The sequence below is a fragment of the Azospira sp. I09 genome, assembly GCF_009177135.1.
GTDB lineage: Bacteria > Pseudomonadota > Gammaproteobacteria > Burkholderiales > Rhodocyclaceae > Azospira > Azospira oryzae.
The window spans coordinates 553,227-574,998 of record NZ_AP021844.1; the positions used below are offsets into that span (position 1 = coordinate 553,227).

Sequence of the window (21,772 nt, forward strand, 5' to 3'; positions counted from 1 at the left end):
GTTCATGAAAAATACCAACGCAAACACATAAGAGGGATATTCATGGCAGGTCATAACGACAACAGCAGCAACATCTACAAGCAGGGTCTGGAAAAGAATGCGGCCAACTATGTGCCGCTGTCGCCGCTAACCTTCATTGCCCGTTCCGCCTACATCTACCCGGACCGGGTGTCCGTGATCCACGGCCAGCGCCGCTATACTTGGCTGGAAACCTTCAACCGCGCCAGGCGCCTGGCCTCCGCCCTGGAAGCCCGGGGCATCAAGGAAGGCGATACCGTCGCCGTGATGCTCAACAACACGCCGGAAATGTACGAATGCCACTTCGGCGTGCCCGTCACCGGCGCCGTGCTCAACACCCTCAACACCCGTCTCGATCCCGAAGCCGTGGCCTTCATGCTGAACCACGGCGAGGCCAAGATCCTCATCACCGACAAGGAGTATTCCCACATCGTCGGACCGGCCCTGGAAAAACTGGGCCGCAGCATCGTCGTCATCGACGTGAACGACAGCGAATACACCGGCCCCGGCGACCTGCTGGGGGAGAAGGACTACGAGGCTCTGCTGGCCGAAGGCACCCCGGACTACGAGTGGAAAGGCCCCCAGGACGAATGGGACGCCATCTCCCTCAACTACACCTCCGGCACCACCGGCAACCCCAAGGGCGTGGTCTATCACCACCGGGGCGCCTACCTCAACGCCATGTCCAACATCGTCTCCTGGGGCATGCCGCCCCACTCGGTGTACCTGTGGACCCTGCCCATGTTCCACTGCAACGGCTGGTGCTTCCCCTGGACCATGGCGGCCAATGCCGGCACCAACGTCTGTCTGCGTCGGGTCGATCCCAAGCTGATCCTGCAGTCCATCCGGGAAAACAAGGTCACCCACTACTGCGGCGCGCCCATCGTCCATTCCATGCTGGCCAATGCGCCGGCCGAATGGCGTGAAGGCATCAACCACGGCGTGTCCGGCCTCATCGCCGCCGCACCGCCCCCCGCCGCCGTCATCGAAGGCATGGCCAAGATCGGCTTCAAGATCACCCACGTCTATGGCCTGACCGAGACCTACGGTCCCGCTTCCGTCTGCGCCCAGCAGCCCGAGTGGTTCGACCTGCCGGTGGGCGAGCAGGTGAACTTGAACGGCCGCCAGGGCGTGCGCTACCACGCCCAGGAAGCCATCACCGTGCTCGATCCGGCTACCATGGAGGCGGTGCCCTGGGACAACGAGACCATGGGCGAGATCATGTTCCGCGGCAACCTGGTGATGAAGGGCTACCTGAAGAACCCCAAGGCCACGGAAGAGTCCTTCGCCGGCGGTTACTACCACACCGGTGACTTGGCGGTGATGCAGGCCGACGGCTATGTGAAGATCAAGGACCGTTCCAAGGACGTGATCATCTCCGGCGGCGAGAACATCTCCTCCATCGAGGTGGAAGACACCCTCTACCGCCACCCGGCGGTGATGGCCGCGGCCGTGGTGGCCACCCCCGATCCCAAGTGGGGCGAGGTGCCGGCCGCCTTCATCGAACTGAAGGATGGCGTCAGCATCACCGAGGTGGAAATCATCGAGTTCTGCCGCGAGCACATGGCTCGCTTCAAGGTGCCGAAGAAGGTCATCTTCGGACCCCTGCCCAAGACTTCCACGGGCAAGATCCAGAAGTACGTGCTGCGGGAAATGGCCAAGTCCACCGCCGCCATCGAGTAATCCAGCCGCATCCATAACCAAGCCGGGGGCAGACAGCACAGCCTCCGGCTTTTTTCTGTAGGAGACAAAAAATGACAAACCAGGAACCCATCCTGCTGCGCGAAGACCGCCCCGACGGCCGTACCACCCTGGTGCTGAACCGTCCGGCCCAGTTCAATTCCCTCTCCAACGCCATGCTGGAAACCCTGCTGGCGGAACTGCAGAGCATCGCCGCCGACAAGACGGTCCGCGTCGTGGTGCTGCAGGGCGCCGGCAAGGCCTTCTGTGCCGGCCATGACCTCAAGGAAATGCGCAGCAACCACGACAAGGCCTTCATGCAGGCCCTGTTCAAGCTGTGCGCCAAGGTCATGCTGACCATCCAGGAAATGCCCCAGCCGGTCATTGCCCGCATCCACGGCATCGCCACCGCTGCCGGCTGCCAGCTGGTGTCCATGTGCGACCTGGCGGTGGCCGCCGACGTGGCCAAGTTCGCCGTTTCCGGCATCAACGTGGGCCTCTTCTGCTCCACCCCCGCCGTCGGCCTGGCGCGCAACATGGGGCGCAAGGAAGCCCTGGAAATGCTGCTCACCGGCGAGTTCATCGATGCCGGGGAAGCCCAGCGCCGGGGCCTGGTGAACCGGGTGGTGGCCCTGGGCGATCTGGACGAGGCGGTGGAGCACCTGGTGCAGTCCATCCTAGCCAAGAGCCCGGTGGCCGTGGCCACGGGCAAGCAGATGTTCTACAAGCAGCTGGAAATGGGCATCGAAGCCGCCTACCAGTATGCCGGCGAGGTCATGGCCTGCAACATGATGGCCGGCGATGCCGCCGAGGGCATCGACGCCTTCATCGAAAAGCGCAAGCCGGTCTGGCAGGCCGCCTGAACGGGCCCGACAGGGCCGGAAATGTCCTGCAGCCGGGACTTTCCCGGCCCTGCCGCGGTAGGATGCCCCATGGCCGGAGATCCGCCGGCCGGGGCCTGGCGCCGCACAGGCCGGGGAGAGAGTGAACGCCATGTCCGCAGGTGATAGGGTTGAGACGGCCTTCGTGCCGACCGCAAGGCACTGGCTGGTGGCCATCATCGGCTTCGTCCTGCTCCTGGCGGGCGGGCTCTACCGCAGCCACCAGGTGCTGTTCGGCGCCGCCCGGGAGACGGCGGAACAGCAGCTGCAGGCGGTGGCGGCCCTCAAGTCCCAGGAAATCCAGCGCTGGATCGAGGATCGCCTGATCTTTCTCAGCCAGCCGCCGGGCAGCGTCATGTCCCAGCATTTCGCCCGCCTCCTGCAGCAACCGGGCGACGCCCGGGCCGCGGCCGGGCTGCGTCAGCGTTTCCGCTACCTGCAGCAGACCATTCCCGAAATCTCCGCCATCGGCCTGCATGACCTGGCCGGCCGCAGCTATCTGGCCGACCCGGCGGACGATCATCTGCGGGACGACACCCTGCACCAGGAAGCGGTGCAGGCCATGCTGGAGAGCCGCAGGCCGCGCCTGGTGGACTTCCATCGCAAGGCCGGACGCGAGGGCGAGGTGGTCCTCGACCTGCTGGTGCCCCTCTTCGCCGAGGGGGAGACGGGGCGCCTCATCGGCTACGCCCTGTTCGAGATCGACCCGGCCAGGGTGCTCTATCCCATGGTCAGCCAGTGGCCCGTCCCCAGCGCCACCGGGGAAAGCCTGCTGGTGCGGCGGGACGGGGACGAGGTGCTGTTTCTTTCTCCCCTGGGGCGGCAGGCCGGGGCTCCCCTCAAGCTGCGCCTGCCCCTGGACACGCCGGGGCTGATCTCGGGCATGGCCCTGCATGGCGTCGGCGAGGTGCTGGCGGGGCGGGATTACCGGGGCCTGGCGGTGCTGGGCGTGGTGCTGCCGGTGGGTCAGACCGACTGGCTGCTGGTGGCGAAGATGGACGACAGCGAAATCTATCGCGAGGCCCGGCGCAACTTCGCCTGGCTGACGGCGGCGGGCGTCGTGCTGATGGCCGTGCTGCTGCTGCTGGGGCGGGTCTTCAGCGCTGCCCTGCAGGCCCGGGAGCAGGAAGCCCGTTTCCGCCTGCTGGCCGAGAGCGGCAGCGACGTGGTGTGGCTGTACGAACTGGCTTCCCGCCGCTTCGCCTATGTCAGCCCCTCGGTGCAGGCCATGCGCGGCATCACCGTGGCCGAGGCCCTGCAGCAGACCATGGCGGATCTGCTGACACCGGAGTGCCACCAGCACCTGGACAGGGAGCTGGAGCGCTGGATCGCCGCCGTGGATACGGGCCAGGAGGCTGCCGCCTCACGCCACTACGAACTGGTGCAGCCACGCAAGGACGGTTCCCTGATCCAGACCGAGGCGGTGATGACCCTGATCACCGATGCCCAGGGACGGGTCACCCACATCCAGGGCATTTCCCGGGACATCACGGAACGCAAGCGGGCCGAGGCCGAGCTGCGCAAGTTCCTGCTGTCGGCGGAGCAGAGCCCGGTGAGCATCGTCATCACCAACCTGGCGGCAGAAATCGAATACGTGAACGAGGCCTTCGTGCGCACCGCCGGCTACAGCCGGGAGGAGGTGCTGGGGCAGAATCCGCGCATCCTGCAGTCCGGGCGCACGCCCCGCTCCAGCTACGAGGAGATGTGGCGCTGCCTGTCCCGGGGTGAGGGCTGGCGCGGCGAACTGTTCAATCGGCGCAAGGATGGCAGCGAATACCTGGAAGACGCCAGCATCAACCCCATCCGCCAGCCCGACGGCAGCATCACCCATTACTTGGCGGTGAAGGAGGACATCACCGAGCGCCGGGCCACCGAGGCGGCCCTGGCCGAGAGCGAGGACAAGTTCCGCACCATCTACGACACCATCGGCGATGCCATTTTCGTGCACGACGTCGCCAGCGGCAGCATCCTGGACGTCAATGGCGGCGCCTGCCGCATGTACGGCTACAGCCGGGAGGAGCTGCTGTCCCTGGATGTGCAGGGCATCACCGCCGACGACCCGGCTTTCCCGCCCCAGGCGGCCCGGGACTACATGCGGCGGGTGCAGGAGGAGGGGCCCCAGTCCTTCGAGTGGATGGCCCGGGGCAGTTCGGGGCGGCAGTTCTGGGTCCTGGTGAACCTGCAGATATTCCGTCTTTCCGGCGGCCAGCGGGTACTGGCCGTGGTGCGTGACATCGACGGGCGCAAGCGGGCGGAGCAGGAACTGCAGCATGCCCTGGCCGAGGCCAAGGCCCTCAACCAGCGGCTGGCCGAGGCCCAGAGCCAGCTGCTGCAGTCGGAGAAGATGGCCTCCATCGGCCAGCTGGCGGCCGGGGTGGCCCACGAGATGAACAACCCCATCGGCTTCGTCTATTCCAACCTGGGCACCCTGGACCACTACCTGCGGGAAATCTTCGCCATCATCGCCGCCTATGAGGCGGCGGACAGCGGTCCCTGCCGCGATTGCCGGCAGCTGGAAAGCGCCCGCCAGCTGAAGCTGGAGAAGGACTTCGATTTCCTCCGCAGCGACATCGTCCAGCTTCTGGCCGAGTCCCGGGACGGGCTGGAGCGGGTGGCCAAGATCGCCCGGGATCTGAAGGACTTCTCCCGGGCCGGCGAGGCCGAGAGCCAGTGGGCCGACCTGCACCAGGGCCTGGATTCCACCCTCAACATCGTCTGGAACGAGCTCAAGTACAAGTGCACCGTGCACAAGGAATACGGCGAACTGCCCCTGGTGTGGTGCGAGCCGTCCCAGATCAACCAGGTCTTCATGAACCTGCTGGTCAATGCGGCCCAGGCCATTCCCAAGAAGGGCGACATCTGGCTGCGCACCGGCCGCCGCGGCGACGAGGTGTTCGTCGCCGTGAGCGACAGCGGCTGCGGCATTGCCCCGGAGTACCTGCACCGCCTGTTCGAGCCCTTTTTCACCACCAAGCCCGTGGGCAAGGGTACCGGCCTGGGCCTCTCCCTGGCCTACAGCATCGTGCAGAAGCATCAGGGCCGCCTGGAGGTGGAGAGCGAGCCGGGCCGGGGCAGCACCTTCACCGTCTGGCTGCCCATCGAGGCCAGGCCCAGGCCGGAGGAGGGGGCCGAGGCTGCCAGCGCGCCCCGGTGATGGCATACTCCCGCCTCCATTAGCCGGATGGCCCCGGGCCGTCGTTTTCTCTCATGCCTTACCTGATCACCGTCAACCTGCTCTGGGCCTTTTCCTTCAGCCTTATCGGCGAATACCTGGCGGGGCGGGTGGACAGCGATTTCGCCGTGCTGGTGCGGGTGGCCATTGCCGCCCTGGTGTTCATTCCCTTCACCCGCTGGCGCGGCCTGCCCGGGCGCCTGGTGGCCGGGCTGTGGCTGGCCGGGGCCCTGCAGTTCGGCGTCACCTACCTCTGCCTCTACCGCAGCTTCACCGTGCTGACGGTGCCCGAGGTGCTGCTGTTCACCGTGCTCACCCCCATCTACGTCACCATGCTCGACGACGCCCTGGCCCGGCGCTTCAATCCCTGGGCCCTGGTGGCCGCCCTGGTGGCGGTGGGGGGCGGGGTGGTGATCCGCTTCCAGCCGGTGGCGGGCGAATACCTGGCGGGCTTCCTGCTGCTGCAGCTGGCCAACGCCACCTTTGCCGCCGGGCAGGTGCTGTGCCGCCACCTGCTGGCCCGCTATCCGCTGCAGTTCCCCCTGTCCCGCTGTTTCGGCCATTTCTTCCTCGGCGCCCTGGTGCTGGCCCTGCCGTCCTTCCTCATCTTCGGCAATCCGGCCCGGCTGCCCGCGACCGCCGTACAGTGGGGCGTGCTGCTGTGGATGGGCCTGTTCGCCACGGCCCTGGGCATGTTCTGGTGGGTCAAGGGCAGCACCCGGGTGGACGGCGGCACCCTGGCGGTGATGAACGAGCTGCACGTGCCCCTGGGGCTGGTGGTCAATCTGCTGATCTGGAACCGGGATGCGGACCTGCAACGCATCGCTCTGGGCGGCAGCGTCATCCTCGTCTCCCTCTGGCTGAACCGCTGGGGACGCCGCCGTTTTGTGGCGGCGGCAGCCTGATGGGGACTTCAAGTCAGATTGCGGTCCGCCGCCTTCCGCTATGATGGACACCATGAGACTGCGCCAGCTTTCCCACAGCATCATCCTGCGCATCCTGCTCCTGGGGCTGGGGATCGTGGTCGTCGGCACGACGGCCCGCTATTTCATCCTCAGCCAGTTCCTGCGCGAGGATCTGGACAAGGTGGTGGCGTCCCAGCAGCAGGCCCTGGCCAGCTATGTGGCCCGGGACGTGGACAGCAAGCTGGTTGAGCGGCGCGACCTGCTGCAGCGCCTGGCGGCCAGCCTGCCCCGGCAGTTGCTGGGCCAGCCCCGGCAGTTGCGGGCCTGGCTGCAGGAGCGGCATGAACTGCATCCCCTGTTCAACCAGGGGCTGCTGCTGGTGGATTCCCGGGGTGCCATCCTGGCCGATTTCCCCGAGCGGCCCTTGCAGGCCAGGATCAACCTGGCGGATCGGGAATATGTGCAGGCCGCCCTGGCCGGCGAAGCCAGCCTGGGCCGGCCGGCGCCGGACTGGCTGGACCGGGAGCCGGTGCTGCCCATGGCGGCTCCGGTGCGGGACGAGCAGGGCCGGGTGCAGGCCGCCCTGGTGGGCCTGACGCCCCTGGCCACCCCGGGCTTCCTCAACCTGCTGCTGCAGAGCCGGATCGGCCGCAGCGGCGGCTTCCTCCTCATTTCTCCGCGGGACCGGGTCTTCGTCGCCGCCACCGAGCCGGAACTGGTGCTCAAGCCGACGCCGCCGGCCGGCGTCAATCCCCTGCACGACCGGGCCATGGCCGGTTACCGGGGCACCGGCATCACCGTCAACGCCAAGGGCGTGGAAGAGGCGGTGGCCATCGTCTCCGTGCCCAGCGCCGAGTGGTTCGTGGTGGCCCGCCTGCCCACCGCGGAAGCCTTCGAGCCGGTGACCCGGGTGCAGCAGTACATCCTGCGCAACAGCGTGGTGGTGTCCCTGGTCTTCCTGGTGCTGGCTTCCCTGGGCCTGGCCCACGTCTTCCGCCCCCTGCGGCGCACGGCGGAGCACGCCGACCGCATGACCCGCGGCGAGTGCCCCCTGGAACCCCTGCCGGTGCTGCGCAACGACGAGGTGGGCCATCTCACCGCCGCCTTCAACCGGCTCCTGCGCAAGCTCAGCGAGAGCCAGGCGGCCCTGGCCCAGGCGGCGCACCACGACGCCCTCACCGGCCTGCCCAACCGCATGCTGCTGGCCGACCGCCTGAGCCAGGCCCGGGTCCTGGCCCAGCGCAAGGGCAGCCGCATCGCCCTGCTGTTCCTCGACCTGGACGGCTTCAAGCCGATCAACGACAGCCTGGGTCACGAGGCCGGGGACGAGGTGCTGCGCCTGGTGGCCGGCCGCCTCAGCGGCTGCGTGCGGGCCAGCGACACCCTGGCCCGGGTCGGCGGTGACGAATTCGTCATCCTCATGGGCGATCTGGATAGCCAGGCGGAGCAGGCCGCGGCCCGGGTCGCCGCCAAGTGCATCGAAGCTCTGGCGGAGCCGTTCCCGGTCCAGGATCAGAGCTGCCGTCTCGGGGTTTCCATCGGTATCGCCCTGGGTGACGGCGAGAGCGCCGCCAATACCCTGTTGCTGCAGGCGGACCAGGCCATGTACCGGGCCAAGGAAAGCGGCCGCGGCCGCTACGTGATCGCCGCCACCTGAAGCGGTGGGGCGGAAGGAAAAGGGCGCCGGCGGCGCCCTTTTTCAGTTCTGGGCCGGCAATTCCAGCTCGTGCAGGGCCAGGCGGCTGTGGTTGTGCTTGAGGTAGGCGAGAAAATCCATGCCGGAACAGTTGAGGCCCAGTTCCGGATGGCCCTGCTTCAGGGAGAAGAAGGAAATGTCCCGGCCCACGATCTCCAGGCCGCACTGGGAGGCGACCTCGATGATCTCCCGCAGGCGGGTGGAGAGGGGGTCGATGCTGGGGTCGCTGGGCATGATGATCCAGAAATCGACGCCGTGCCGGGCCACCAGGTCGGTCTTGCGCAGGGTCTGGCCGAGGGCGTCCTGGACTTCGTGCAGCTTGAGGCTGGCCGCCTGGGCGCCGTAGGTCTCGCCCAGGATGTGGGGGGAGCCGAAGTCGACATGCACCAGGTGGAAGTGGATATTGCTGTCGTAGCGGGCGGAGACTTCCAGCAGCCATTCCAGGGTGAACAGGAAATTCCCGAACTGTTCGACATCTTCGTGCAGCATAAGTCCCTCCTTGATGGCGACGGGAGGCTCCCGGAAATGGCGCAGGGGCGGCCGGGAGCGGCGTCTGGCGTTGGGGCGGCCCTTATGTTGTTGTGCTGGCCGCCCGTTGCCTCAACTTTAACCATTGCCCGGCTCCCATGCCAGCTTTTCGGCCGGTGCAGAAGCAGGCGGTGAGCAGATAGCCGCCGGTGGGTGCCTCCCAGTCCAGCATTTCGCCGGCGCAGAAGAGGCCGGGCCGCTGCCGCAGCATGAGCTGCTCGTCCAGCTCCTCCAGGCGCACGCCGCCGGCGCTGCTGATGGCTTCGTCCAGGGGACGGGGCGCCAGCAGCCGCAGGGGCAGGGCCTTGATGGCGGCGGCCAGGGCGGCCTCGTCCTGGAAGCGCTCCTTGTCCAGGCATTCCCGCAGCAGGCCCATCTTCACCCCCTTCAGGCCCAGGCGGCTTTGCAGGTGGCTGGAGAGGGAGCGGGAGCCCCGGGGGCGGCGCACCTCGGCCAGCACCCGCTCGGCGCTGTGGCCGGGCAGCAGGTCCAGGCTCAGGGTGGCGCTGCCGTCCCGCTCGATGAGGTCCCGCAGGGGGGCGGAGAGGGCGTAGATGAGGCCGCCCTCGACACCGTCGGCACTGACCACGAATTCCCCCTGGCGGCGCCAGGCCCGGCCGTCGGGACCGCTGCAGGCGGCCACCACCGGTTTCACCGGCTGGCCGGCGAAGTGCTCCCGGAAATGGGGGCTCCAGGCGGCGTCGAAGCCGCAGTTGGCCGGCCGCAGGGGCGCCACGGCAATGCCGGCCCGGGTCAGGGTGGGCACCCAGGCGCCGTCCGAGCCCAGCTTGGCCCAGCTGCCGCCGCCCAGGGCCAGCACCGTGGCGGCGGGCTTTACTTCAATTTCCCCTGCCGGCGTGGCAAAGCGCAGGGCGCCGTCGGCGCTCCAGCCGAGCCAGCGGTGCCGCACCTGGAAGGCGACGCCGTCCTGGCGCAGCCGGTGCAGCCAGGCCCGCAGCAGGGGTGCCGCCTTCATCTCGGTGGGGAAGACCCGGCCCGAGGTACCGACGAAGGTGTCGATGCCCAGGCCGTGGATCCAGGCCCGCAGGGCCTCCGGGCCGAATTCCTGCAGCAGGGGCGCCAGCCGTTCCCGGGCGCTGCCGTAGCGTTCCTGGAAGGTGGCGAAGTCCTCGCTGTGGGTGATGTTCATGCCGCCCTTGCCGGCCATGAGGAACTTGCGTCCCACCGAGGGCATGGCCTCGTAGACGGTGACCTGGGCGCCGTCCCGGGCCAGCACTTCCGCCGCCATGAGCCCGGCCGGGCCGCCGCCGATGACGGCGACGTGGGGAGGAGGGGAGGGCATGGGGGTCATGGGCTGGACTCGGGCAGGACTCGGGCAGGAGCAAAAGAAGGCAAACCGGCCGCCATTCTAGGGCCGGCGCCGGGTCCGGGCAAAGCCCTTTGGTGGTCAGGGGCGGGGCGGCCTTGGTATAGTCGCGGGGTCATGCTTGCCTACCTCCTGCGTCGCCTCCTCTACGCCATCCCCATTCTCATCGGGGTGAACCTGCTCACCTTCGCCCTCTTCTTCGTCGTCAATACGCCGGACGACATGGCACGCATGCAGCTGGGCGTGAAACGGGTGACCCCTGAAGCCATCGCCAAGTGGAAGGCGGAACGGGGCTACGATGCGCCCCTGTTCTGGAACGGCGAGGCCGCCGGCCTGGAAAAGGCGACCCGCACCATTTTCTTCACCAAGTCGGCCCGGCTCTTCGTCGGCGACTTCGGCGCGGCGGAGGACGGCCGCGACATCGCCACCGAAATCCGCACCCGCATGGGGCCCTCCCTGGCCATCGCCATCCCCACCTTCATCCTGGGCCTGCTGGTGACCGTTTCCCTGGCCCTGCTGCTGGCCTTTTTCCGCGCCACGGCCCTGGATTTCTGGGGCGTCGTCGCCTGCGTCGCCATGATGTCCATCTCCGGCCTGTTCTACATCATCGGCGGCCAGTGGCTCATCTCCAAGGTGTGGCGGCTGGTGCCCATCTCCGGTTACGTGGAGGGCCTGGACACCTGGAAATTCCTGCTCCTGCCGGTGGCCATCGGCGTCGTCGCCGGCATCGGCAGCAGCGCCCGCTGGTACCGCACCATCTTCCTCGAGGAAATGGGCAAGGACTACGTGCGCACTGCCCGGGCCAAGGGCCTCTCGGAGAGTGCCGTGATGTTCCGCCACGTGCTGCGCAACGCCATGATCCCCATCCTCACCGGGGTGGTGGTGGTGATTCCCCTGCTCTTCATGGGCTCCCTGCTCACCGAATCCTTCTTCGGCATTCCCGGTCTGGGCAGCTACACCATCGACGCCATCAACGCCCAGGACTTCGCCGTGGTCCGCTCCATGGTCTTCATCGGCTCCGTGCTGTACATCGCCGGCCTGATCCTGACTGACATTTCCTACACCCTGGTGGACCCGCGGATTCGCTTCGACTGACATGGCCTTCCTTCCCGTCTTCCTCTGGTCCGACCTGGTCATCTGGCTGCTGGTGGCGGCCCTGGGCCTGCTGGCCTGGGGCGTGGCCCGCACGCCGCCCCTGGGCGCCGCCTGGGGCCGGGTGCTGCACAGCCGTACCGGCATGGCCTCTCTGGCAGTACTGGCGCTGTTCGTGGCGGTGGGTCTGCTGGACTCCGCCCATTACCGGCCCCGCCTGGCCGATGCCCCGCAGAACGGCCAGGGTGGCGGCGCCGGGGCGGCACCGGCCTACGGGGTCGAAGTCCTCTCGCTCCTGGACGCCCTCCTGACGCCCCTGCGCACCCAGGTGGAAAAGACCTATTCGGCGCCCCTGGCCACCCGGGCCTACGCCAAGGAAATGCAGGAAGTCCGCCAGCCCGACGGCAGCCTGGTGCAGCAGCGGGACTTTCCCCGCCTCAAGTTCGGCGGCGCCCACCTGGGGTCGGAGGAATCCGCCTGGGCCGGCGACGTGGCCCGGCGCCTGCTGCAGGGGTACGGCCTGGCGGCCCTGCTGTGGGCGGCCCTGGCGATTTTTCTCGCCGGCCGTCTGGCCCGACGCCGGCAGTGTTCCTTCCGCCAGTCCTGGCGGGAACTGTGGCGGCGGCCGCCCACCAGCACGGCGCCGGCCTGGGATGCCCTGCTGCTGACCCTGGCCGGCCTCTTCCTGCTGCTCACGCCCCTGCTGGCCCTGGCGCCGGAATACCATGTGCTGGGCACCGACAAGGTGGGCCAGGACGTGCTCTACCAGATACTCAAGAGCATCCGCACCGCCCTGGTCATCGGCCTCGTCACCACCCTGGTGACCCTGCCGGTGGGGGTGCTGCTGGGCATCGCCGCCGGCTATTTCCGCGGCTGGGTGGACGACCTGATCCAGTATCTCTACACCACCTTGAGTTCCATTCCCGGGGTGCTGCTCATCGCCGCCGCCGTGCTGATGATGCAGGTGGTGATCGACACCCATCCGGAGTGGTTCGCCACCGCCGCCGAGCGGGCCGACCTGCGCCTGCTGGCCCTCTGCTTCATCCTCGGCATGACCAGCTGGACCGGCCTGGCCCGCCTGCTGCGGGGCGAGACCCTGAAGCTGTCCCAGCTCGAATACATCCAGGCGGCCCAGGCCTTCGGCGTTTCCTCCTGGCGCATCCTGCTGCGTCACATCCTGCCCAACGTCATACACATCGTGCTGATCGCCCTGGTCATGGATTTCTCCGGACTGGTGCTGGCCGAGGCCGTGCTCTCCTACGTCGGCATCGGCGTGGACCCAACCATGATCAGCTTCGGCACCATGATCAACAACGCCCGCATGGAACTGGCCCGGGAGCCCATGGTGTGGTGGTCCCTGGCCGCCGCCTTCGTTTTCATGTTCATCCTGGTCCTGGCCGCCAACCTCTTCGCCGACGTGGTGCGGGACGCTTTCGATCCGAGGGCCGCCTGATGTCCGACCTGCTTTCCGTCCGCAACCTCAAGGCCGGCTTCCTCGCCGGCGGCCGGGTGCTCACCGCCGTGGACGGCGTCTCCTTCGCCGTGGCCCCCGGCGAGACCTTCGCCCTGCTCGGCGAATCCGGTTGCGGCAAGTCCGCCACCGCCCTGGCCCTGTTGCGCCTGCTGCCCAACGCCGGGCGCATCCAGGGCGGCGAGGTGTGGCTGGAAGGGGAGGAGATTCTCGCCCTGCCCGAAGCGGCCATGCGCGACCGCCGCGGCAGCGCCGCCGCCATGATCTTCCAGGAGCCGGCCACCAGCCTCAATCCGGTGCTGACCATCGGCCGCCAGATCGGCGAATCCCTGGAACGGCACCGGGGCATGAAGGGCGAGGCGGCCCGCCGGGAAGCCCTGGCCCTGCTCACCGCCGTCGGCATCGCCGACCCGGAGCGGCGGCTGCAGGAATATCCCTTCCAGCTCTCCGGCGGCATGAAGCAGCGGGCCATGATCGCCATCGCCCTGGCCGGGGAGCCGCGCCTGCTCATTGCCGACGAGCCGACCACGGCCCTGGACGTGACCATCCAGGCCCAGATTCTCGACCTGTTGGCCAGGCTGCAGGCGGAACGGGCCATGGGCATGCTGCTCATCACCCACGACCTGGGCGTGGTGGCCCGCAGCGCCCACCGGGTCGGCGTCATGTACGCCGGCGAAATCGTCGAGACGGCCCCCCGCCAGGAGTTTTTCGCCAGCCCGCGCCACCCCTATACGCAAAAGCTCTTCGCTGCCCTGCCGGACCTGGGCCAGCGGGGCGCCCAACTGGCCACCATTCCCGGCCAGGTGCCGGGACTGGCCGCCATGCCCGCCGGCTGCCGCTTCGCCCCCCGCTGCCCGGTGGCCATGGACCGCTGTCGCCTGGAAAGCCCGGGCTGGACCGAGCTGGAGGCGGGGCACCAAGTGCGCTGCCATTGGGTGGCCCAACAGCTGCCGGGCGGCGAGCAGCGCCTGCCGGACCTGCCCGCCGCGCCACCGACTGCTGCCGCTGCCGCCGACGCCGCCCGGGAAAACCTGCTGGCCGTGGGCGAACTGAAGGTCCATTTCCCCATCCGCAAGGGCCTCTTCAAGCGCACCGTGGGCCACGTCAAGGCGGTGGACGGGGTGTCCCTGGAATTGCAGCGGGGCCGTACCCTGGCCCTGGTGGGTGAGTCGGGCTGCGGCAAGACCACCGCCGGCAAGGCCGTGCTGCGCCTGCTGCCGGCCAGCGGCTCGGTGCGGCTCGATGGCCGGGAGCTGCTGGGCCTGCCGGAGCGGGAACTGAAGCCCCTGCGGCGGCGCATGCAGATGGTGTTCCAGGACCCCTTCGCCTCCCTCAACCCCCGCCTTACCGTGGGGGAGATCATCGAGGAAGGCATGACCGCCCTGCGGGTGGCCGCCAGCCGGGACGAACGGCGGGCGGCCCTGGCCGCCCTGCTGGAATCGGTGGGCCTGCCGGCGGAGGCTCTGGGCCGCTATCCCCACGAATTTTCCGGCGGCCAGCGCCAGCGCATCGCCATCGCCCGGGCCCTGGCGGTACAGCCGGAGCTTCTGGTGTGCGACGAGCCCACCTCGGCCCTGGACGTTTCCGTGCAGGCCCAGATTCTCAACCTGCTGCGCCGCCTGCAGGAGGAATTGGGGCTGGCCTATCTTTTCATCACCCACAACTTCGCCGTGGTGGAATATCTCGCCCACGACGTGGCGGTGATGTACCTGGGCCGCATCGTCGAGCAGGGGCCGGTGCAGCAGGTGCTGGCGGCTCCCTGCCATCCCTATACCCGGGCCCTGCTCTCGGCCGTGCCCGAGCCCCGCCTGGCGGGTCAGCGGGAAATGGTGCGCCTGCCCGGCGAGACGCCGTCCCCGGCCCGGCCGCCCCAGGGCTGCCATTTCCATCCCCGCTGCGCCCAGGCCAGCGAGCGCTGCCGCCAGGAATACCCGGCCCCCAGCACCCAGGCCGGCGGCGTGGTGGTGCGCTGCCATCTCTATCCGGCGGACTAGCCGCAAAACAAGCACCCCTGCAAGGCAGAAGGGACGCCATTCTCCACCGTGCCATGGTGGAAAGTGGCGTCCCTTCTGCCTTTGCGGCCAGGCTGTTTTCCGGGTTCCTCAGCCGTCTCCCAGGCGCCGCAGGGAGAGGGCGATGCCCAGCACCACCGCCACGCAGGCCAGCAGGGTGGCCACCACTCCCGGCCAGCCGCCGTGGATCCAGGGCCAGCCCGTGGCGCTGCCGATGACGCTGCCGCCCAGGTAATAGCTGGACAGGTACAGGGCGGAGACCAGCCCCCGCCGTGGCCCGGCCCGGCGTCCCACCCAGCCGCTGGCCACCGCATGCACGGCGAAATAGCCGAAGGTGAACACGGCCAGGCCGAGGATGATCAGGGGCAGGGCCGCGGCCAGGGTGAGGCCGATGCCGGCGGCCATGGTCAGGCTCATCAGCAGCACGATGCGGCTGCGTCCGATGCGGTCCGCCAGGTGGCCGGCCAGGGCCGAGGAGGCGCTGCCCACGGCGTAGAGCAGGAAGATGGCGCCGATGGCCGCCGGGCCCAGGCCGTAGGGCGGCAGGCTGAGGCGGAAGCCCAGGTAGTTGTAGATGCCGACGAAGCTGCCCATGATGAGGAAGGCGGTGACGAACAGCCAGGGCAGGCCCGGGTCGGCGTAGATGCGGCCCACGTCCGCCAGCAGCAGGCGGGGCTCCAGGGAGCGGGGCCTGAAGTGTTGGGCCGGCGGCAGCAGGCGCCAGAAGGTGAAGGCCGCCAGCAGCCCCAGCAGGCCCAGGGCTCCCAGGCCGTGGCGCCAGTCCCACCAGCCCGTCACCAGGGCCGAGAGAAAGCGCCCGGACATGCCGCCCAGGGCGTTGGCGGCGATGTAGAGGCCCATGGCCCGGCCCCGGGCGTTGGGGGCGATCTCTTCCCCCAGGTAGGCCATGGCGGCGGCGGGCACCCCGGCAATGCAGGCGCCCAGCAGGGCCCGGCACAGCACCAGCAGGTGGAAGTCCGGCATGAAGGCGGAGGCGCAGGCGAACAAGGCGGCCCCCAGCAGCCCCAGGCGCATCAGCCGTTCCCGGCCATAGCGGTCGGCGATGAGGCTCAAGGGAATGAGCAGCAGGGCCATGGAAAGGGTGCCGGCGGCGACGCTGAAACTGGCGCTGGCCGGGGAGATGCCAAACTCGTGGGTGAGCTGGGGCAGCACCGGCTGGGTGCCGTAAAGCAGGGCGAAGCAGGTGAAGCCGCCGGTGGCCAGGGCCAGGTTGGCGCGACGGAAGGCGGGGGTGCCGGCTTGCAGCCCTCCGCTATCGGCGGCTGCAGCGGTGGAATACGTGGGGGTCATGGTCAGCGAGTGGAAGCCGGGTTCCGGGGCGGCCAGGCGCGGCCCGGCGCCGGCAGGGACGGCGGCGAAGGCTTGAATTCTACGCCCCGCCGCAATCCTGCCGGAGCGGGGATATCCGTACTTGAAGCGCTGGAGATGACGGTGTAGGGCTGCACCTGCAGGTGGCGGCAGCTTAGGCGCGCCACAACGGAGCCGTCGGGGGGCGGAAGGCGGAAGGCGGAAAATCCTTGCCGCGCCCCGCCGGCCAAAAGAAAAGGCGCCCGCAGGCGCCTTTATCCGTCGTCCTTCGGCCTCAGTCGTTCTGGGCCAGCTGGATGGTGATGGTCTGGCCCGGTTTCAGGTTGCCCGGAGCCACCTTGTTCCAGCGCTTGATGTCGTCCGCTTCCACCTTGAACTTCTTGGCGATGCCGGCCAGGGTGTCGCCCTTGCGGATGGTGTAGCGGGCCACCTTGGCCTTGGCGGCAGCGGCCTTGGCATTGGCCGGGGCCTTGTCGTTCTTGCTCAGCTTGAGGTTCTTGCCTTCCAGGGTGGCGCTGACGCGGCCGTTGGCCGGGGCGCTGGCCACCGTGGTCTTGGCGGCAGCGGCGGGAGCGGCGACGGCGGGGGCCACGGTGAGCTTGGTGCCGGCGGCCATGTTGCGGCCCAGCTTGTTCCAGCGCTTCAGCTCGTCCACGGAAACGTCGTAGCGGCGGGCGATGGAGAAGAGGGTGTCGCCTTTCTTGACCACGTGGAACTTGGCCGGCTGGGCCCGGGAATCAGTGCGGGCGTCGCTGCGGGCGGGTGCGGTTTCGGCTGCCGGCGGGGTGAAGGAGGCGACGGCGAGGTCGCCTTCGATGCCGTCCCGGGCCGGGACCAGCAGGGTGGTGCCGGCGCCTACCTTGGCCTTGGGCGGCAGGCCGTTCACCGTCTTCAGGTGAGCCACGGAGACACCCAGGCGGGCCGCCACCTTGTCCAGCTTTTCCCCGGCCTTGAGGGTGTAGGAGGTCCAGGAGGAGAGGGGGGCTTCGTTGTTTTCCAGGTTGGCGCGGAAGCGCTCCACCTTTTCCGCCGGCAGCACCAGGGGACGGTCGGCCTTGATCACCGGGCGGTTATGGGCCGGGTTGAGGGCGACGAATTCATCCACCGGCATTTCCGCCAGCTTGGCCGCCACCTTCACGTCCATGTCGGCCGGCTTGGCCACGGCGGCGAAGTAGGGCTGGTTGGGAATCTGGGGCAGGTCCAACTGGGCCAGCAGGCGGGGGTTGGAGAGGATGTTCTTGAGGGCCTGCAGCTTGGGCACGTAGTTGCGGGTTTCCGCCGGCATGGTCAGGTTTTCGTAATCCGTCGGCAGACCCTTGGCCCGGTTCTTGGCGATGGCCCGGCCGACGGCGCCTTCGCCCCAGTTGTAGGAAGCCAGGGCCAGCTGCCAGTCGCCGTGCATCTCGTAGATGGTCTGCAGATAGTCCAGGGCGGCGGAGGTGGAGGCGATGATGTCGCGCCGGTCGTCCACCCACCAGTTCTGTTCCAGCTTGAAGTTCTTGCCGGTGGAGGGAATGAACTGCCACAGGCCGGAAGCGTGGCTGCGGGAATAGGCCATGGGGTTGTAGGCGCTTTCCACCATGGGCAGCAGGGCCAGTTCCATGGGCATGCCGCGCTTCTCGATGGCCTCGACGATGTGGAACATGTAGCGGCGGCTGCGTTCGACCATGCGTCGCACGTAATCGGGCCGGTTCATGTACCACTGCTGGTGGGTCAGCACCAGGTCGTTGTTCAGGTTCGGCATGCCGAAGCCGTTGCGGATGCGTTCCCACAGGTTGTCGGGGGAGGTGGTGAGGTCGATGGTGCGGGGTAACTGGGGGATCGGCGCGATCTCCTCCACCGGCAGGCTGCCATCGTTCTGGACCGGGCTGGCTTCGGGAGCGGACAGTTCGGTGCGGGACGGCACCATGGACTGCAGGCTGGGGGCGAAGGAAAGCGTCAGGGGCTGGTCGTTGGCCTGGGCGGGAGTGGCGGCGAAGAGGGCGCCGCAGGCCAGGGCCGGGAGGGAACGATGGAGTTGCCGGATGAAGCGGAGGGTGCAGCCTAGCGTGTCGTCGAGCGTCATAGATTCTCTTTGTCTGCTGTTCCCCGCCAGGCGGGGGGATTCCCGAGGGCCGGCACGGCAGGCGGGCCGGGCGTCGGGCACGACGTTTCAGGATGACCTAATCGCGGAATTATACCCTATGAAAAGAAGGGGATATCCGCTGCCAAAGGTAAAAAATTCAGGCCGTTGAAATGACGTACGGTCTTTACCGGAGGCGTTGCCACAGGGCCTCCAGGGTGGCGGCAGCCCCCTGGGTGATGCGGTGGTCGGCGAAGGGGCTGACGGGCGTGGTGCCCGGATTGATCTCCACCGTGGTGATGCCCTGCTCGCTGGCCCACAGCACCGGTTCGGCCACATAGGGAAAGAGGCTGGAAGTGCCGATGGAAAAGACCATGTCGGGGCCGGCATCCAGGGTGCGGAGCAGCTGTTCCATTTCCATCTGCGGCAGGGATTCGCCGAAAAGCACCACCCGGGGCCGTACCAGGGCGTTACAGCGGGGGCAGGCCGGCGGCAGTTCCAGGTCGGAGAAGCTGTCCACTTCCGTCTCGTAACTGCAGCGGGTGCAGTGCAGATGATGCAGGCGACCGTGGATCTCGATGACATCGGAAGAGCCGGCCTGGCGGTGCAGGCCGTCGATGTTCTGGGTGAAGACGGTGACCGCGGTGCCGCGCCGTTCCAGATCGGCGATGACCTGGTGGGCCCGGTTGGGGCGGGCGTCACGGCAGGTGCGCTCGATCTGGGCCAGGTATTTCCAGGTGATCTGGGGATGCTGGCGCAGCATGGGGCCGGACAGCGCCTCTTCGATGGAAAAGCCTTCCGCCGTCAGGTCCTCCTCGTAGAGTCCGCCGACGCCCCGGTAGGTGGGCAGTCCCGAGTCGGCGGAGATGCCGGCGCCGGTGATGAAAAGGACGCGGCGGGCCTCTGCCAGTTCTTCGGCAACGGCATCCAGGGTGGCGGCTGTGTCCATGGCGGACTCCCGGAGATGTGAGGAAATGGAGGCTGAAAACGAAAAAACCGGCACAGGGCCGGTTTTCTCTATTTTGTTGGCGGAGTGGACGGGACTCGAACCCGCGACCCCCGGCGTGACAGGCCGGTATTCTAACCAACTGAACTACCACTCCAAACTGCTTTAACTCTGTACTGCGCTACCGATGCTGCCGGTACCACTTGAATCTGTGGCGTCCCCACGGGGATTCGAACCCCGGTTATCGCCGTGAAAGGGCGGTGTCCTAGGCCTCTAGACGATGGGGACCCTAGGTATCTTTCGCATTTGTATGGTGGAGGTACGCGGGATCGAACCGCGGACCTCTTGCATGCCATGCAAGCGCTCTCCCAGCTGAGCTATACCCCCGCCGCGAAAGAAGACCGAATTATAGGGAGCGTTTTTGGGGTTGTAAAGCCCTTTTGTGATTTTTTTTAAGAAAATCGCCATTCACCTGGATAAGTCCCTGTTTTGTCTCTTGCTGGGTACTCTTTGACGGGCTGTGGGCCTGATGGGGAAAGGCTCGTAGGGCAGTCGGGGGTGACAGGGGGAGGGCTGAAAAGCAAAAAGCCAGCATTTCTGCTGGCTTTTTGCTTTTAGCTGGCGGAGTGGACGGGACTCGAACCCGCGACCCCCGGCGTGACAGGCCGGTATTCTAACCAACTGAACTACCACTCCGAACTTCTGAAGCTTGCAACGGTAAAACTGGTGCCGCTTACAAAACTTAGGGCTTGCTGATTTTGTCGATCAGCAAGCCCTGCTGTAGGTGGCGTCCCCACGGGGATTCGAACCCCGGTTATCGCCGTGAAAGGGCGGTGTCCTAGGCCTCTAGACGATGGGGACCCTAGGTATCTTTCGCATTTGTATGGTGGAGGTACGCGGGATCGAACCGCGGACCTCTTGCATGCCATGCAAGCGCTCTCCCAGCTGAGCTATACCCCCGCCGCGAAAGAAGGCCGAATTATAGGGAGCGTTTTTTAGCTTGTAAACCCTCTTCGCCAACTTTTTTTAAATTTTTGCTGCGGCCAGTCGTGCCAGCACCTTTTCCCGGGGGAACAGGGCCACCACCGCATCCACGGACGGGGTCTGGGCCTGACCGGTGAGCAGCACCCGTAGGGGCATGGCCAGCTTGGGCATCTTCAGGCCGTGCTTGGCCACGGTCTCCTTGATCAGGGCGCCGATGGCCGGCGCTTCCCAATTGACGCCCTGGACGCCGGCAATGAAGTCGGCCAGGGCCGGCTTGGCTTCCTCGCTGAGGTGCTGGGCCAGCAGTTCGGCGTTGGGGTGGATGTCGATGTAGAAGACCTCGGCCGCATCCGCCAGCTCATTCAGGGTATGCACCCGTTCCTTGTAGAGGGCGATGATGGATTCCAGGGCCGGCACCGGCGCCGGCGTGATGCCCCGGGCCGCCAGGCGCGGGCGCACCAGGTCGGCCAGGCGGCCGTTGTCGGCCTGCTTGATGTAGTGGGCGTTGAGCCAGTTCAGCTTTTCCGTATTGAACTGGGCGGCCGACGGGGTGATGTGGTCCAGGTCGAACCACTGGCAGAACTGTTCCATGGAGAACACTTCGTCGTCGCCATGGGACCAGCCCAGGCGGCCCAGGTAGTTGAGCACTGCTTCCGGCAGATAGCCGTCCTCGTCGTATTGCATGACGGAAACGGCGCCATGGCGCTTGGATAGCTTCTGGCCGTCGTCGCCCAGGATCATGGAAAGGTGGGCGTACTGGGGCACGCTGGCGCCCAGGGCCTGCAGCACATTGATCTGGCGCGGGGTGTTGTTCACGTGGTCGTCGCCGCGGATGACCTGGGTGATGCCCATGTCCCAGTCGTCCACCACCACGCAGAAGTTATAGGTGGGGGTGCCGTCGGCCCGGGCGATGATGAAGTCGTCCAGCTCACTGTTGCTGATCTCGATGCGGCCCTTGACCAGGTCGTCCCAGGCCACCACGCCGTCCACCGGGTTCTTGAAGCGCACCACCGGCTGGATGCCGGAAGGCGGGGTGGGCAGGGTCTTGCCCGGCTCCGGGCGCCAGCGGCCGTCGTAGCGGGGCTTTTCGCCCTTGGCCCGCTGGGCTTCGCGGATATGTTCCAGTTCTTCGGGGGAGGTGTAGCAGTGGTAGGCGGTGCCGGCTTCCAGCATCTGCTGGATCACTTCCTTGTACCGGTAGATGCGCTGCATCTGGTAGAAGGGGCCTTCGTCGTGCTCCAGGCCGAGCCAGTTCATGCCGTCGATGATGGCCTGCACGGCTTCCGGGGTGGAACGGGCCACGTCCGTATCCTCGATGCGCAGCACGAACTTGCCCCCGTGGCGGCGGGCGTAGGCCCAGGAGAAGAGGGCGGTGCGGGCGCCGCCGATGTGCAGGTAACCGGTGGGGCTGGGGGCGAAACGGGTACGGATCATGGTGGGTGTCTGGCGTTGAACAAAAGAAGGCATTGTAATGGATGCCATGGACGCCGGTCCCGGCAGCGGGTGCTCCGGGGGAGAAAAGATGTTTTTTTCAAAAACGTTTGACCACCCGAAATTGTTGTGGTCTAATGCGCACCTCTTCGACGCACCGGGTGGTTAGCTCAGCGGTAGAGCACTGCCTTCACACGGCAGGGGTCACAGGTTCAATCCCTGTACCACCCACCAGAAA

The 21,772-nt window shown here is 67.4% G+C and carries 14 protein-coding genes and 7 tRNA genes; 9 read left to right on the plus strand and 12 right to left on the minus strand.

Features of this window, described 5'->3' with window-relative positions:
- Window positions 1-42: 42 nt before the first annotated feature.
- The 5 genes from AZSP09_RS02545 (at window position 43) to AZSP09_RS02565 (ending at window position 8,313) form a co-directional block, all read left to right on the plus strand.
- Window positions 43-1,701: an acyl-CoA synthetase gene (locus AZSP09_RS02545; protein WP_130458617.1), complete on the plus strand. Its 1,659-nt coding sequence runs from the start codon at window positions 43-45 to the stop codon at window positions 1,699-1,701.
- A 71-nt stretch (window positions 1,702-1,772) separates the two neighbouring features.
- Window positions 1,773-2,561: an enoyl-CoA hydratase gene (locus AZSP09_RS02550; protein ID WP_014237827.1), complete on the plus strand. Its 789-nt coding sequence runs from the start codon at window positions 1,773-1,775 to the stop codon at window positions 2,559-2,561.
- A 130-nt stretch (window positions 2,562-2,691) separates the two neighbouring features.
- Entirely contained in the window at window positions 2,692-5,733 is a 3,042-nt protein-coding gene (locus AZSP09_RS02555) for a PAS domain S-box protein (protein WP_152089083.1), read from the plus strand.
- Window positions 5,734-5,786: 53 nt separating this feature from the next.
- Window positions 5,787-6,656: an EamA family transporter gene (locus tag AZSP09_RS02560; protein WP_152089084.1), complete on the plus strand. Its 870-nt coding sequence runs from the start codon at window positions 5,787-5,789 to the stop codon at window positions 6,654-6,656.
- Between the two features lie 52 nt (window positions 6,657-6,708).
- Entirely contained in the window at window positions 6,709-8,313 is a 1,605-nt protein-coding gene (locus tag AZSP09_RS02565; protein ID WP_232058840.1) for a sensor domain-containing diguanylate cyclase, read from the plus strand.
- Between the two features lie 42 nt (window positions 8,314-8,355).
- Here AZSP09_RS02565 and AZSP09_RS02570 read toward each other — a convergent pair whose 3' ends face one another.
- Window positions 8,356-8,841, minus strand: a complete 486-nt coding sequence (locus AZSP09_RS02570; RefSeq protein WP_014237823.1) for a diguanylate cyclase — start codon at window positions 8,839-8,841, stop codon at window positions 8,356-8,358.
- An 82-nt stretch (window positions 8,842-8,923) separates the two neighbouring features.
- Entirely contained in the window at window positions 8,924-10,192 is a 1,269-nt protein-coding gene (locus tag AZSP09_RS02575) for a TIGR03862 family flavoprotein (protein ID WP_152089086.1), read from the minus strand.
- Window positions 10,193-10,324: 132 nt separating this feature from the next.
- On the opposite strand from AZSP09_RS02575, the gene AZSP09_RS02580 reads away from it, so the two are divergent.
- From AZSP09_RS02580 to AZSP09_RS02590, 3 genes are read left to right on the plus strand one after another with little or no spacing between them, the layout of a single operon-like run.
- The gene (locus AZSP09_RS02580; protein WP_152089087.1) at window positions 10,325-11,302 is read left to right on the plus strand and encodes an ABC transporter permease; all 978 of its coding nucleotides are present in this window, start codon (window positions 10,325-10,327) and stop codon (window positions 11,300-11,302) included.
- A 1-nt stretch (window position 11,303) separates the two neighbouring features.
- Entirely contained in the window at window positions 11,304-12,752 is a 1,449-nt protein-coding gene (locus AZSP09_RS02585) for an ABC transporter permease (RefSeq protein WP_152089088.1), read from the plus strand.
- Window positions 12,752-14,764: an ABC transporter ATP-binding protein gene (locus tag AZSP09_RS02590; protein WP_152089089.1), complete on the plus strand. Its 2,013-nt coding sequence runs from the start codon at window positions 12,752-12,754 to the stop codon at window positions 14,762-14,764. The genes AZSP09_RS02585 and AZSP09_RS02590 overlap by 1 nt, the downstream gene beginning before the upstream one ends.
- A 108-nt stretch (window positions 14,765-14,872) precedes the next feature.
- On the opposite strand, the gene AZSP09_RS02595 is transcribed toward AZSP09_RS02590, so the two are convergent.
- From AZSP09_RS02595 to gltX, 10 genes are all read right to left on the minus strand, one after another.
- The gene (locus AZSP09_RS02595; protein WP_172974680.1) at window positions 14,873-16,093 is read right to left on the minus strand and encodes an MFS transporter; all 1,221 of its coding nucleotides are present in this window, start codon (window positions 16,091-16,093) and stop codon (window positions 14,873-14,875) included.
- A 292-nt stretch (window positions 16,094-16,385) separates the two neighbouring features.
- Window positions 16,386-18,176, minus strand: coding sequence for a lytic transglycosylase (locus AZSP09_RS02600; protein ID WP_152089090.1), 1,791 nt, complete (start codon window positions 18,174-18,176; stop codon window positions 16,386-16,388).
- Between the two features lie 184 nt (window positions 18,177-18,360).
- Complete coding sequence (locus AZSP09_RS02605) at window positions 18,361-19,122, minus strand: SIR2 family NAD-dependent protein deacylase (RefSeq protein ID WP_152089091.1); 762 nt, start codon at window positions 19,120-19,122, stop codon at window positions 18,361-18,363.
- 77 nt (window positions 19,123-19,199) lie between these two features.
- Window positions 19,200-19,276: transfer RNA gene (locus tag AZSP09_RS02610), tRNA-Asp, on the minus strand.
- A gap of 55 nt (window positions 19,277-19,331) precedes the next feature.
- A tRNA-Glu gene (locus tag AZSP09_RS02615) sits at window positions 19,332-19,407 on the minus strand.
- Window positions 19,408-19,430: 23 nt separating this feature from the next.
- Window positions 19,431-19,506: transfer RNA gene (locus tag AZSP09_RS02620), tRNA-Ala, on the minus strand.
- A gap of 232 nt (window positions 19,507-19,738) precedes the next feature.
- A tRNA-Asp gene (locus AZSP09_RS02625) sits at window positions 19,739-19,815 on the minus strand.
- An 89-nt stretch (window positions 19,816-19,904) separates the two neighbouring features.
- Window positions 19,905-19,980, minus strand: a tRNA-Glu gene (locus AZSP09_RS02630).
- 23 nt (window positions 19,981-20,003) lie between these two features.
- Window positions 20,004-20,079: transfer RNA gene (locus AZSP09_RS02635), tRNA-Ala, on the minus strand.
- Window positions 20,080-20,145: 66 nt separating this feature from the next.
- Window positions 20,146-21,537: a glutamate--tRNA ligase gene (gene gltX, locus AZSP09_RS02640; protein WP_152089092.1), complete on the minus strand. Its 1,392-nt coding sequence runs from the start codon at window positions 21,535-21,537 to the stop codon at window positions 20,146-20,148.
- A gap of 156 nt (window positions 21,538-21,693) precedes the next feature.
- Here gltX and AZSP09_RS02645 point away from each other — a divergent pair.
- Window positions 21,694-21,768, plus strand: a tRNA-Val gene (locus AZSP09_RS02645).
- Window positions 21,769-21,772 lie beyond the last annotated feature (4 nt).

Coding starts and splice junctions, on each gene's coding strand:
- AZSP09_RS02545 (WP_130458617.1), top strand. CDS start 43: ATGGCAGGTCATAACGACAACAGCAGCAACATCTACAAGCAGGGTCTG.
- AZSP09_RS02550 (WP_014237827.1), top strand. CDS start 1,773: ATGACAAACCAGGAACCCATCCTGCTGCGCGAAGACCGCCCCGACGGC.
- AZSP09_RS02555 (WP_152089083.1), top strand. CDS start 2,692: ATGTCCGCAGGTGATAGGGTTGAGACGGCCTTCGTGCCGACCGCAAGG.
- AZSP09_RS02560 (WP_152089084.1), top strand. CDS start 5,787: ATGCCTTACCTGATCACCGTCAACCTGCTCTGGGCCTTTTCCTTCAGC.
- AZSP09_RS02565 (WP_232058840.1), top strand. CDS start 6,709: ATGAGACTGCGCCAGCTTTCCCACAGCATCATCCTGCGCATCCTGCTC.
- AZSP09_RS02570 (WP_014237823.1), bottom strand. CDS start 8,841: ATGCTGCACGAAGATGTCGAACAGTTCGGGAATTTCCTGTTCACCCTG.
- AZSP09_RS02575 (WP_152089086.1), bottom strand. CDS start 10,192: ATGACCCCCATGCCCTCCCCTCCTCCCCACGTCGCCGTCATCGGCGGC.
- AZSP09_RS02580 (WP_152089087.1), top strand. CDS start 10,325: ATGCTTGCCTACCTCCTGCGTCGCCTCCTCTACGCCATCCCCATTCTC.
- AZSP09_RS02585 (WP_152089088.1), top strand. CDS start 11,304: ATGGCCTTCCTTCCCGTCTTCCTCTGGTCCGACCTGGTCATCTGGCTG.
- AZSP09_RS02590 (WP_152089089.1), top strand. CDS start 12,752: ATGTCCGACCTGCTTTCCGTCCGCAACCTCAAGGCCGGCTTCCTCGCC.
- AZSP09_RS02595 (WP_172974680.1), bottom strand. CDS start 16,093: ATGACCCCCACGTATTCCACCGCTGCAGCCGCCGATAGCGGAGGGCTG.
- AZSP09_RS02600 (WP_152089090.1), bottom strand. CDS start 18,176: ATGACGCTCGACGACACGCTAGGCTGCACCCTCCGCTTCATCCGGCAA.
- AZSP09_RS02605 (WP_152089091.1), bottom strand. CDS start 19,122: ATGGACACAGCCGCCACCCTGGATGCCGTTGCCGAAGAACTGGCAGAG.
- gltX (WP_152089092.1), bottom strand. CDS start 21,537: ATGATCCGTACCCGTTTCGCCCCCAGCCCCACCGGTTACCTGCACATC.